Origin of the sequence: Chryseobacterium sp. CBo1, assembly GCF_001693475.1 — a bacterium.
Lineage (GTDB): Bacteria > Bacteroidota > Bacteroidia > Flavobacteriales > Weeksellaceae > Chryseobacterium > Chryseobacterium formosense.
In genome coordinates, this window is record NZ_MAUH01000071.1 from 1 (window position 1) to 13,578 (window position 13,578).

Annotated in this window: 6 protein-coding genes and 1 tRNA gene; 5 read left to right on the top strand and 2 right to left on the bottom strand. The window is 34.9% G+C overall.

Features of this window, described 5'->3' with window-relative positions:
* Nucleotides 1-318 precede the first annotated feature (318 nt).
* The 5 genes from BA768_RS20330 (at nt 319) to BA768_RS20350 (ending at nt 9,751) form a co-directional block, all read left to right on the top strand.
* Nucleotides 319-3,282 (top strand): tetratricopeptide repeat protein, encoded by a 2,964-nt coding sequence (locus tag BA768_RS20330; RefSeq protein ID WP_065722212.1) that lies wholly within the window; start codon nt 319-321, stop codon nt 3,280-3,282.
* Between the two features lie 82 nt (nt 3,283-3,364).
* A complete protein-coding gene (locus BA768_RS20335) occupies nt 3,365-5,134 on the top strand; it encodes a TonB-dependent receptor (RefSeq protein WP_065722213.1) in 1,770 nt (589 codons plus the stop codon).
* Nucleotides 5,135-5,210: 76 nt separating this feature from the next.
* Nucleotides 5,211-5,284, top strand: a tRNA-Arg gene (locus BA768_RS20340).
* A 462-nt stretch (nt 5,285-5,746) separates the two neighbouring features.
* Nucleotides 5,747-7,705 carry a T9SS type A sorting domain-containing protein gene (locus BA768_RS20345; protein WP_065722214.1) on the top strand — a complete coding sequence of 653 codons (1,959 nt, stop codon included), beginning with the start codon at nt 5,747-5,749 and terminating at the stop codon, nt 7,703-7,705.
* A 246-nt stretch (nt 7,706-7,951) separates the two neighbouring features.
* A complete protein-coding gene (locus BA768_RS20350; protein ID WP_065722215.1) occupies nt 7,952-9,751 on the top strand; it encodes a T9SS type A sorting domain-containing protein in 1,800 nt (599 codons plus the stop codon).
* A gap of 80 nt (nt 9,752-9,831) precedes the next feature.
* On the opposite strand, the gene BA768_RS20355 is transcribed toward BA768_RS20350, so the two are convergent.
* Together BA768_RS20355 and BA768_RS20360 are read right to left on the bottom strand one after the other, a co-directional pair.
* The gene (locus BA768_RS20355; protein ID WP_065722216.1) at nt 9,832-11,922 is read right to left on the bottom strand and encodes an outer membrane beta-barrel protein; all 2,091 of its coding nucleotides are present in this window, start codon (nt 11,920-11,922) and stop codon (nt 9,832-9,834) included.
* A 196-nt stretch (nt 11,923-12,118) separates the two neighbouring features.
* On the bottom strand, nt 12,119-13,378 hold the full coding sequence (locus BA768_RS20360; RefSeq protein WP_065722217.1) for a polysaccharide lyase family 1 protein: 1,260 nt from the start codon (nt 13,376-13,378) through the stop codon (nt 12,119-12,121).
* Nucleotides 13,379-13,578: the final 200 nt, after the last annotated feature.

Consider the following 13,578-nt stretch of genomic DNA (forward strand, 5'->3'; position numbering starts at 1 on the left):
TGGATTCAAAACAAGAATACTAAGTAAAATAATGACACTCACATTTATCCAATTCATAAATGTTTTTGTTTATAAAAGAAAAATGAATAATATTAAAATAGCTATTGTGTGATAATGCACTACGGGTTTTCTTAATATTTCTTACACAAAAGTTAATTAGTATTAAAAAATAATCCACATACTAACATTATGTAAAAAGACTTGTTTATACAATATCTTTTCGATATTTTCGTTGATAATTTGTGGATAAAATCTTATCTGAAATTTAAAATAAATGGTCTCATTTTTGAAGCCTTCCCATTTTAAAATTTGATATTAATGAAATCAAAAAAAATACTTTTAGCGGCTGCTGTTTTCTATTTCGGAGTTTCCGAAGCGCAACAGTCTCAATACTTTACCCAAAAGGAAAACTACAGGTTTAATCTTGCCCAGAATCTTTATCAGACCAAAATATACAACGCTTCCCAATACGAATATGCACGACAGTATTTCTACAATCAGAATCTGGTGCAGTCTAAAAAAGAAGCAGCGCAGTTTTTTGATAATGTGATTGGCGTTATCCTTCAGAAAAATCATGCGGAAGAAGGTTTAACGGCTTTTATGAAAGAATATCCTAATTCGGCTTATTTTGCACAGGCGAATTTACCTTTGGCAGATTATTATCTGGCTAAAAAAGATTTTAAGGAAGCTTTAAAAACTTTAAAGAAAGTTAATCAATATCAGCTGACCCGTGAAGAAAATACGCAATATATTCTGAAACTGGGGTATGCTAAATTTATGATGGGCGACGCAAAAGGTGCGATTGATGCATTGGAAGAAGCTTACAAAACTGCCGATGAATCGCAGAAAGGTGATATTGCTTATATGTTGGGACATTTGTATTATTCCAAAAGAGACAATGTTCAGGCGTTCCAATATTTTGATTCGGTAAAAGACCAGCCTAAATTTTCAAAACTGGTGCGTCCGTATTATGTGCAGATGTACTACAACGATAAAGATTATGATAAAGCGATTTCGGAAGGAACTGCTCTATTAAATGAAGATATTTCAGAATCATACAAAGCAGAGGTTCACAAAATCATCGGTGAATCTTATTTCATGAAGAATGATTACAATTCTGCTTATCCGCATCTGAAAGATTATCTGGCGGTACAATTGAATCCTTCAGAAAATGATTTGTACGAAATGGGATTTGTAGCGGCACAGCTGAAAAAGTATGATGAAGCCGTTTCATATTACAACCAGTTACTGAACAGCAATTCAGCTTTGGCTCAGAATGCATATTATCAGTTAGGAAATGCTTATTTAGCGGTTGACAAAAAGCAGGAAGCTCTTTCCGCGTTCCGTTCGTCTTATCAGATGGATTATGATGCGAATGTGAAAAAACTGGCGCACGAACAGTATGCAAAATTAAGCTACGACATCGGAAACCCGTTTGAAAATCCTACAAACGTTATCCAGAACTATATCACCATCAACAATAATGATGCGAAAACTTCGGAAATGAGATCACTTTTGGTGAAATCGTATCTGTATTCCGGGAACTTTAAAGAGACATTGAATGCGATCGATAAATTGCCGAATTCTACCCCTGAAACCGATAAAGTAGATCAGGAAGTTTCTTATTTATTGGGAACTGAGGAATTCAACAAAGGTAATTTTGACGAAGCGGAAAGATATTTTTTAAGAAGTCTGGAGTTTGATTTAAATAAAGAATTCCACAGCAGAGCGTTGTATTGGCTGGGTCAGGTGTATTATCAGAAAGGAAATTATCCTTCGGCAATTGCCCGTTATGAGAAATTAGCGAATGAAAGTTTCCCTGAAAAACAGCAGTTACCTTACGATTTGGGATACGCTTATTTTAAATCTAAAAAATTCGATCAGGCTGAACAGTATTTCACCCAATATTTAAAAGATCCAAAGCCTGAATTTAAAAATGATGCTGAGCTTCGTTTAGCAGACATTAATTATGCTAATAACGATCTGGATCAGGCAATTGCGATTTACGATAAAAACGAAGACGCTACAGATTATACTTTATACCAAAAAGCTTTGGCTTTAGGATTTAAAAATGATCATGCAGCGAAAATCACGAACTTAAAATCATTGATTTCAAAATATCCTGCTTCCGAATACATCGATGATGCGCAATATGAAATCGGAGTAGCTTATGCAGCTCAGAATGATTACAGCAATTCAAACGATTTCTTCGGAAAAGTTGTTAAATCTTCTTCAGACAAAGATTTGGTGGCAAATGCAGCGATTTACAGAGCGCAGAATTATATCGATCAGAATCAAAATGATAAAGCGCTATCTGAACTGAAATCTTTAGGCGAACAGTATAAAAATACGGCTTATGCACAAAAAATTGTTCAGGCAGCAAAACCTATTTTTACGAAAAATGGTGATGTTTCAGGGTATGAAAGTTTCGCAAGAAATATCGGGGTGAATGTTGAAGCATCAGAAATCGATGAAATCAACTTATCAACCGGAAAACAGTATTTCACGAAGAAAGATTACAAAAATGCGATTTCTTATTATGAGAAATATTTAACGCAAAATCCTACCGGAGAAGGTCTTTATCAGGCTAAATACGAATTGGGAGAGAGTTATTATCAGACCAATAATCCTACAAAAGCACTCTTGGTTCTTCAGGAAGTAGGAAATGTTCAGAACGATTATCAGGATGATGCGCAGACCCGTTTAGCACAAATTTATTTGGCTCAGGGGAATTCTGCGGAAGCTAAAAAATATTTAGAGAATATCAGAAATTCGTCAGACGTTAATGTGAAAAATTATGCGAATGTAGAATTGATGAAAATGTATGCTGAAGAAAAGAATTTCTCAGAAGCAGAAAAATTAGCCAATGCCGTAATCAGCAACAATAAAAACTCTGCAGCGGTCATTGAAACTGCAAAAGTAATCAAGGCGAGAAGTCTGATGAATTCAGGAAAAGATAAAGACGCTCAGACGGCTTATACGGCTCTTGAAAAATCATCAAACACCGAAGTTGCAGCTGAAGCACTTTACGCAAAAGCATTCTATCAGAATAAAGCAAAAGCATTTAAATCATCTAACGAGACCATCTTTAAAATTGCCAACAATTACGCATCAGAAGATTATTGGGGAGCAAAAGCTTTGGTGTTGATGGCTAAAAATTATGTCGGTCTGAAAGATAATTATCAGGCAAGTTATACCTGTGACCAGATTATTGCAAACTATGCTGATTTCCCTGAAATTGTAGCGGAAGCGAAAGAGGTTAAAAAGACTATTAAAAAGTAAAATGTACTCATGTATTCAGTACAATAGATTATTAATTTTAAATCATTAATCCTTTGTACATCAATACTTAATACAATAAGCAATGAACAAGAAAATTCAAATATTATCTATACTATTCTTAGGAATTTCGTCGGTAGCGTTTTCTCAGATCAAAGAAGAGAAGCTTATTCTTAATAAAAAAAGAGAGCCGGAAGTAAAGAAAATCGAGAAGAAAAAAACTTCTGTGGTTACAGAGAAAAATTATCCGCCGGAAGAGAAATCAGCAAATCCTGTGAAATATACCATTACGGATGTTCCTGCCGTTTCAGATTTTAAAACTTCTACGATTCAGGGTGAAGATGTTGCTCCGAAATTTGACGGAACGGCTCAGAATAACTATTTCCAGATCGGAATGGGGAACTATGGGAAGATTTTAGCGGATGCTAATGTCTCTACAACTCTTGAAAATAAACTGGAAGTGGGTGCAGATGTTCATGTTTTATCAACCAACGGTCTGAAAAAAGACTACGATTGGGATTCCAAACAAAGTTCTGCAACTCTTGGAGCTTTTTTAAATTCTTACGGAGAGAAAGGGAAAATCAATGTGAATGCTGAATATGGTTTAAATAACTATAATTACTACGGAATTTATGCTTTAACACCTTCAGCAGATGTTGATTTGAAACAGAAAGTGAATCAGTTTAAGGTAAACGGTTATTATGATTTTTATTCAAATGAAATTCTGAATGACGTAAGAGTAAAATCTTCATTTTTATCGGATCATTTTGATGCAAAAGAAAATCAGGCTTCCATACTGGCAAACCTTTCAAAACATGCTGTGGAAATAGCAAAAAGCGGAATCGTAATGAATGCTGATTTAGGTTTAGGCTTGGAAACGGTAAAAACGGATTTTAATCTTTTAAATAAAAATTCTGCAACATTTTTCAACGCTAATATTACGCCTAAACTGACTTTTGCCAAAGGAGAATCTTATTTGATGCTCGGTTCTGGAATTACTTTCCTGAATGCAAGAAATTCAAACTTAATTTTAGCGGAAGAATTAAAGAATAACAAAACATATTGGTTTCCGCAGGCTGAATTTCAGGTGGCTGCTTCAAAAGAATTCAAATTCTATGGTGGAGTTGACGGTGGTTTAAAATTAAACACATACGCTGAACTTTTACAGGAAAATCCTTTTTTGGTATCTGACCAGATGTTGAGACCAACAGAAACCCAATATCATATTTATGCAGGTTTGAGAGGAGATATTGATGAGACTTTCAAATATGATGTTTCTGCAGGATTCGGAAAAATGAGAAATATTATGTTCTTCGGAGCCAATAATCTTTTCAATAATGAATTTACTTTAGACAGACCGGGATATGATTTTGCAAATACTTTTTCTGCCATTTATGATGACGGAAATGTAAGCGATATTAAAGGTAGTTTGCAGTATTTCCCATTAGAAAATCTTATTGTGGATGCTGATGTGAGATTTTTGAAGTATGATCTGAAGAATTATGAAAACATTTATAATGTTCCTTTAGTGAGCGGAAGTATTGGTGCAAAATATACGATGTTGGAGAAAAAATTGTCTTTAGGGTTCAAAGGAATTTTTGCAACAGACAGAACGACAAATTCTTACATGCTTGAAGGAACGGGAAGTCCTGCATTAATTTTCCAGTCTACGGAAGATACCAATGATAAAGTTGGTGGTTATGCAGATTTAAACTTGTCTGCAGAGTATAAAATTCACAAAAATTTCAGTATTTTCGCACTCGGAAACAATCTTCTGAGCTCAAAATACCAAACGTACAAAGGATATAAAGTTCTTGGTGCACAGATTTTGGGAGGTGTGAAGATCACGTTCTAAATATGGGTAATGAGTAATTAGTAATGGGGCAATATTTGCATTATTTATTACTAATTACTTATCACTTATAAAAACCGGCTGCGTAGTTCAACTGGATAGAATATCAGATTTCGGCTCTGAGGGTTGGGGGTTCGAATCCCTTCGCGGTCACCCAATAAGAGAAAGCATTTTTAAATAATGCTTTCTCTTTTTTTATGTTGGAATTAATTGCTAATCAATATTTTTTTAATAATTCAAAGTTTAATTGTGTTGTTTGAAATGCATTTTCATAGAATTTTAGTTTTAAAATAGATTACAGCACAGTTTTTTTGTCTTCATCATCTTTATTTTGATCTTAGTGAGTTTTTTTTGAAATTTCATCTCTTGATCAAATTCTTCTTTGATCTCAATATTTTTGTGAGTTAAGTTTGATTTTGCAGATCCATTTCTGGTGCATTGCTCTTCTTTTTTACAGTTGCTTCTTATAGGATAATTAAATTTTTTAATGTTAAAAATAAACTAATATGAATTGTAAATATTTCACATATTTTTGATATTTTTACCCCGGGATCTTTTGTAATTATTCGTTCCTAAGATTATGAGATACGTAAAAACTAATAACCAGATCATCTTATGAAAAAAAACCTACTCATTATTTATTTTTTATTTCAGGCAAGTTTACTCCTATCACAGACCTATCAATGGCAATGGGCTAAACAGGGTGGAGGAAATAATGGTCATGATGTTTTCGCATCTACTTCCGCAGATGAAAATATCAAAGCGATTACGACTGACAATAATGGCAATTATTATTTTCTTACCTGGATTTATAATAACCAGCCATTAGTAAATGACTCTCCTGTAACAGTATATGGGACTCGGGATTTGCTATTATATTCTACGGATTGTGTTGGGAATCTGCGATGGAAAACCGTTATTGGTGGATATACCAATTCAGAATTTGCCATGAAAATAGAAGTAGATAATAACGGCGGAATATATTTAATGGCCAATCTTTCAAATAATGTTGCTGTGGATTCTCCTTCGAACTTCAGCCCAACACATTTGGATACGAATGTTACATTGCCGGTTATTTCTGCTCTTCCTGCACCGCCTTATCCGTACGGTAATGCAATAGATCCCGCTTTTAAAACAATGTACCTTCTCAAATACAATACTGCTACCGGTAATTTGGTTTGGTATAAAGCTTTGCAGGGAGATGTAACGTTTCCTGTAGGAAGAGGTGATAACGGTCTTTGGGATATGGATGGCAATAAAAATATTCATGCTGTTCTTGGTTTTTACAAAGGAACTCATCTTGATGGGAAAATTACGGTACCCAATTCGTTTGATTATGATATAGCTTTAGGGAATAACAATGTAGGTCCTCAATATTATCTTGTAAAATTTAATTATGACAATGGAAATATGACCGTTGCCCCGAATCCGATGTTGCTTCCTATTACCGGTGATTTTGGAGGAACATCTATTGACGGTCAGGCAAAATTGCTGTATGATGAAAATCTGAATCGATATTATATTACAGGCAGGAGAATGTACGGAACCGGTAGTTTTCAATATACCAATCTATCTTATGGCGGATTACCATTCAACAATGAAGGTTTTATTTTTACGTTTGACGGAGCTACAGGAAACGAGATATGGAGGAAAGAATTTGTGTTTCCATTCATGGGACCGGGGCAGAAGCAGTTCGAAAAAATTTTCGACATCAAAAAAGATCAAAACTCCAATATTTATATTTGTGGGCACTATTCTAAATTTCCGGTAAATAATGTAAATGGCTGGTCACCAACCTGTACTTTTGGCAATTACACTTTGCCCTCAACCAATTTGAATAATACAATTCCTTTTGTTGCTAAAATGAACCCTTCAGGAAATGTGCTTTGGATGACAGTGCCGCTTGAGAACGGATTAAACGGTATTCATGATGACCAGTCGCTCTCCGTAAATTTCATTGGAGGCTTGGCGATCAATGGTAATGAAATAGCTTTTACAAAAGGAGCAATTCGTGAAAAATGGGCTAATTTTCCGCTGACAAAACCATTAAATGCAAGATCAGATCCCTTTATGGTACGATTGAATCTTCAAACCGGAGCTGTCATCGCAACACATGAAATTGAAAGTAATTATTCTACCGAGGATCAGATTACGGCTGTTACAGTTGATAAAGATGGGAATTATATTGTCGGAGGTTTTTTTACCGATCAATTATTTGCTGCTTCTAATGATGGGATTCCTACTTTATACAGTACAAGTATGACCGGGTATTCTCAATTCTTTATTGCCAAATTGGGAAGTAGCTCCAATTGTTCACTCAATACTGGTGAAGTTAAAGCTGATGTTGCCGGAATTGATATATATCCGAATCCAATTACAGATATCTTAAATATAAGAAGCAAAAATAAGCTGGAAAGCTTTGAATTGTATTCTTCAGTAGGACAGAGAATTTCTGGCGGTAAATTGCAAGATAATAATGCGAAAATTAATTTCAATTCGTTTAGTGCTGGTATTTATTATTTAAAGATTAGAACTGATAAATCTGTAGTGACAGAAAAAGTGGTGAAGAAATAATATAAAAAATTTTTGCGGCTTATAGTTGGGTTTAATTGAAAATTATACTGATAACTTGAATTTCCATCTAATTAATTAAGTATATTTTATTTAATATATATCACTTAATTTTGATATTTATTGTTGAAAGTTGCTGATTACAAACAGGTTCGTTATCTTTGAAAACAATAGGGTAGTGATACGAATACTTATAGCCCATGATTTGATTGATCCGTTATTCAATCGAAAACCAAAAAACAAAATATTATGAAAAGCACTTTAGCTGTAGCACTTTTATTTATTTTTAATTTTTTCTATTCGCAAAGTGTTTTTGAATTTGAACGTAGCTGGGGAACTTATTTCGGAGCAAATGGCGGTCAGATAGCCGGTATACATACCACAAAAGGAATTTTATTTGATTCTCAACAAAATCTTCATGTAAGAGGCAGTATGTGGAATCAACAAAGCATGACTGGTAGCTATTTTAATCAGTTTTTACTAGGCGGTGGTAGTTCTTGGGGCAATCAACAAAATGATATTTACGGTTTTGATGCAAATTTATCTTCATCGGGTATGCTTTCTTATTATGGATATCTCAATGCATTAGATTCAAAATCTTTAGAAAAAGTAGATCAGCAGGATAATAAATATTACTTGTTTTTTGGAAGTCCGCCATCAGTACAAACTACAGCAGGAGTATATTTACCCAATGATCCACAACCATCTTCTACTCATAAGGTAATACTGGCGAAGTATTCTTCCGCAGGAGTTTTGATTTGGGCTTCGTATTTACCATCTATTTCCAGAGCTATAAATCTTGAATTGGATGAAGCAGGCAATGTTTACGTATCTGGAGAAACACAAATGCTACAGAATATTTCAAATCCGGGTGTATTGCAGGAAAATTACGATATTATTTATGATTCTGCAGGACAATTAATTCCCAGCGGTTATTTGATGAAACTCTCTCCAAGCGGGCAGAAAATTTGGGGTACGTATATGCCTACAGGTTTAAGTATTTCTATGCAATATTATGATGGAGCTTTGTATATGCTTACCGGCATGAACACTAATTCAGCATTGAGTACAATGGCGACTTCCGGTGCATTTCAGACATCTCCGTCAAATAATTCTATCACCAAAATGAATGCTTCAGACGGAACAAGAATGTGGGGTACTTACTACGGCGGAGCTCCATCGGTCGGATTTGCAATGTTTACTGATTTAGCCGTAAATGAAACCGGACTTTATGTAACGGGTACAGATTATAATTTTGATGGTTCAAGTTTTTTCGGAACTCCAGCCAGTTTTAAGCAGTATGTAACCGGGGGCTCAGATATTTTTCTCTCGAAATTTTCATTATCTGGTAATCGTGAATGGAGTACCTATTTCGGATCATCCGGTGAAGATATGAATGAATTCGACAAAGTAATCGCTCTCGATGGTAATCAGATTTACATTACCGGAACTACGTTTGGAGGAGGAAATAATATTGCGACTCCCAATTCTTATCAGTCTGCTCCGGAATCTAATAGTGTGGGATCGCACAATTTTTATTTTGCAAAATTCAACGCATCAGGAAGTTTGTCCTGGGCATCGTATTATGGAGGCTCTTCAGCAGCTGCGGGTATTGCTATACCCATTAATGTAGCATTCAAGAACAATACACTGTATCTGTTTGGAAGCACCAATTCAAATACCGGTTACACTACAGAAGGAGCTTGGATGCCTACAAGAAATCCCTCAAACACGAATGGATTAACCTGTTTCGTGGCAAAATTTAATAAAACAACATTAGCTGTAAATGAAACAAAAAAAGAAAATGAATTGATGCTGTACAATAATCCAAATAACGGAAATTTTACGTTAGAAGGTATTGTTTTGGCTAAAAAGAACTGCACAATGAAGATTCACGACGCTTCGGGAAGATTGATTGATACAAAAAAGCTAAGCAATCAGAAAAAGCAAACGTTTGAAATGCACTCTATACTGCAAAAAGGAAATTATATTCTTGAAATATCCGATGGAACAACGATGATTAAATCATTTAAAATGATTGTAAAATAATTGATGAATCTTTATCACTAAAATAATTGCTCATTAAATTAATTCATAAAGATTTAATGAGCAATTTGTTTTTATAGATCTTAGAATGTCGCTGCAGGAGCAGTGTCATTATTCAGTTTTCGGTTGACTTCATTCTTTTTACCTTTGGCAAAATCATAGCCGATTCCCAGAATAAACATATTTCTGTTGTTGTAAATGTTAGTTGTTCCCACGTAATTGACTAAACTTTCGTCAAGAGTCTTTGTTTTATATCTTGAAGGCATTCCCAACCAGTACATTCCTGTTGTCAGCGTCCAGTCTTTCAGTTTATAGTTGGCAAAAATATGATTTTGGTTTTCATTTGTATTTAAAAATGCACCACTCAGCGTATAGACAGGAATATTAAACATATACGTTACGCTCAGGTTCTTATACTCGGAAGAAATAGTAAAATTGTTTCCGAAATAATTGTTTTTCAGCAAAACTCCCGCATTTGTTTTTACGCGCTGCATCGTAGGATAGATATTGGCCTTAATGACCAATAATCTGTTCCCAAATGGCTTTACCGAACCAGTCAGCTGAATTCCGGCACGAGAACTAAACTGTGCATTTTCATAGGTTAAAGCATATTGTGTGTAGTTATTATACAAAACATACATACTATTGATAGCATTATCTACATAATTGTAGAAAGCATTAGCGTTAAAATCAAAAAACTTATTGTTGTAAGAATAGTTTAAATTGTTATTCCATGCTTTTTGTATAGTGAGAAAAGGGTTTCCGGTAGATACAATGTTGGGAACCACCTGATTGATATTCGGGCTCAATGTGGCACTTCCCGGGCTGTATGGAGTATAGCTGCTCGTTAATCGTAAGCTTTGATTTTTTTTAAGTTCGTAACCAAGAATAATTTTAGGAGTAATCGTCCAGTCATCATCCGTTGTTGCAGCTGTTTTATTGTGAATATTGGTTAAACCTAAACCTACACGATACATCAGCTTTTTACTTTTCCCGGCAAATTCTGAGTATAAATATTGAGTTAAATAATTAACCGAAAAATCAAAATTTCCGGCTAAATTCTCTAGGTTGTTGTCTACATTATTATTATCGATTCTGTATCCTGCGCTTAATTTTCCCGCTTTGAAATCATGAGTATAAGCAACTTCTCCTACAATGCTGTTTTGTTTTGCCTGTAAATTCATATCATTATCGAAAACAATATTTCCTGTATTGATTACCCATTCTTTATCAATCTGGAAGCTTTCACTTGTGTAGGAAGATCCGACAACATTAAAGCTGATTTCGTCCTTTTTGCTCAGTTTTTTCGAAAAATAAAGGTCAAGTTTGGGTGGATTATAGTTTTCGCCGCTGTATTGTGAAGTTCCGTGCAGCTCAGAATTATTGTCTTTGGTGAAAATACTCTGACCGTTTCCTTTAGAGAAATAATTGAAGATATTCATTGAGAATTTTGCCTGAAAAACATAATTATCCATCAGTGAATTTGTATATCTTAAAGCAATATCCTGATAGGTATATCCGAAATGATCTGTTTTGTTTTCGTTGGTGTTGTAATGAGAATTCTGAAGCGTGTAATCGTAAACTCTGTTGCTAACCCGATTGTCATAATCTCTGAAATTGATCCCATATTCAAGCCCGAAATTGTTTCTTCCGTTGGTGTAATTGGCATACGCCTGTCCGTTCACGAAACCTGTTGTCAGTGCACTGCTCACCGAAGCTCCCGCTGCAAAACCGACTTCAGGATTTCTGGTGATAATATTCACTACAGTATCTGCTCTGGTTGCCCATCGGGTGGGAGGATTGTCGTAATATTCAACCCGAACCACATTTTCCGGTCGTATTCCTCTTGCCTGAAGCTCTGTCGATTCCACACCATTGATTAAAAGTAAAAATTTACCACCTTTAATACTGGTAATTGTACTCGATATGGGATCGAACTGAAGTTCGGGTAAAGTTTGCAATAAGTCATTTGCATATCGTGCTTTTTTCAAAGCTTCTTCATCAAAACTGTAGACTGCTTTATCTACAAATTGTTTTTTGCGTTGTGCTTTTATCAGGACTTCCTGGATGTCTTTTGTATTCTGTACCGAATCCTGAACGGGTGATGTTGTATTCTCTTGTGCAAAAGCTAAGCTGCCTATTATAATTAAGGCTAAACTTATTTGTTTTTTCATTGTAATTTCTTGGAAAAGATTAGCGATGACAAATTTAAAACAACTGTTTGGTTTATCAAAAGAAATTTCACTTTACTTGGAATTTTTTATATTTATAAACTGAGTGATAATAAATGTTTTATCAATATTTAAATTTTAATAATTAAATAAAATAAAAAATCCACTCCTAATTTGTGAGTGGATTTGAATCTAACTACTAAATATTATTTGCCAAGCTATTGATATAGTTTTCCAGATTGGTATAACCCGTTATGGTTATGGTTTTTGCATCGGATGCATCGTTTGTATTGAGTTTGTTTTTCGTTTCCCATTTATCGGGTATGCCATCACCATCTGAATCTTTTAGTTTTGAAATCTGTGGTTTTACTTCTGGTTGTCCACCGGCAGCTGCTTCAGTTTTAAAAATCTGACCTTTTTTGCCAAGACTTTTAAAATAACTGATGATTCTCTTATCAATCGCATCCCGTTTTAAGGAACTACCGGCTTCTTTCATGACCACTTTCCAGGAATCTGCAGCAGCATTGATCTTAACATTGCTTCTTGAGATAGCCGATGGTTCTTTTACCAATGTTGCGGTTTGTTTTATGAAATCTTCATCGGTAATCAATCGACCGTTTACTTTGCCATCTTTATTGAGATCGGCATAATTATCTTTATGGTAAACATGATCTGTAGCACTGAACATGCTTAAAAACTCATCCGTTGAACTGGGTCCGGCAATAAAGTAATTTCCCACAATATCCTGGTAATGGTCTGTAGCAGAATGTCCCCCCACGAAAGCGCTTTTTCCCCAGTTGTAGACTACATTATTAAGGTATTCGATCTTTGCTTTTGCTTTCGGATTCCTGCTTTGGTTTCCAGTCCACAAACTGTGATGTACGGTAATATCTACAGGATTTTCCAGAAGAGCTCCGAAACGCTGAGGATCTATACTTTCTCCAACAAGACAGTATTGTAAGGTAATATTTGTGCTGTTTTTGATATGCAGATTATCCCATCTTCCCCATTCAATAGAAACATGATCAAATATAATATCTTTCAAATCATCTGCTACAACAGTACATGCACCTTTCGGCATATTAATGCTTCCCCGGAAGCGCATATATCTTATAATACTGTTGCCACTAAAAGATACACCGTTACCATAGACGGTAATGCCGTTTCCGGGCGCGGTCTGACCTGCGATCGTAATTTCGGGTGCAGCAGAAATCTTTTCTTTAATTTTAATGACTCCGGCAACATCAAAAACAATTGTTCTCCCGCTTTGACTTACTGCATCTCTGAATGAACCCGCTCCTGAATCATTAAGATTGGTTACATGATAAACACTACCACCACGACCGCCTGTAGCAAAACGCCCAAAACCTTCCGCTCCGGGAAAAGCCAATTGTTGGGCTTGAAATAATCCACAACCTGAACTTAATAAGATGATGGACAAATATAATTTTCTAAGCATACCTAATTATTTAAAAAAAATCTAAAGAGATCAAAGATTCAATTTTTGCATCAAATTGATTTACAGCTAAGTTACTATGGGTATCTTAATAAAGTATCCTGCTCTTGAGGTGTCGGAAATATTTTTATTAATGATTTTTGAATTTGCTTTGCTTTTTAGATGACTGGAAGAATCTAAAATTTTAAATCATTAGTTCAGAA

Excerpts from the sequence above, each read along its gene's own strand:
- BA768_RS20360 (WP_065722217.1), bottom strand. The coding sequence starts at position 13,378 with ATGCTTAGAAAATTATATTTGTCCATCATCTTATTAAGTTCAGGTTGT.
- BA768_RS20335 (WP_065722213.1), top strand. The coding sequence starts at position 3,365 with ATGAACAAGAAAATTCAAATATTATCTATACTATTCTTAGGAATTTCG.
- BA768_RS20355 (WP_065722216.1), bottom strand. The coding sequence starts at position 11,922 with ATGAAAAAACAAATAAGTTTAGCCTTAATTATAATAGGCAGCTTAGCT.
- BA768_RS20330 (WP_065722212.1), top strand. The coding sequence starts at position 319 with ATGAAATCAAAAAAAATACTTTTAGCGGCTGCTGTTTTCTATTTCGGA.
- BA768_RS20350 (WP_065722215.1), top strand. The coding sequence starts at position 7,952 with ATGAAAAGCACTTTAGCTGTAGCACTTTTATTTATTTTTAATTTTTTC.
- BA768_RS20345 (WP_065722214.1), top strand. The coding sequence starts at position 5,747 with ATGAAAAAAAACCTACTCATTATTTATTTTTTATTTCAGGCAAGTTTA.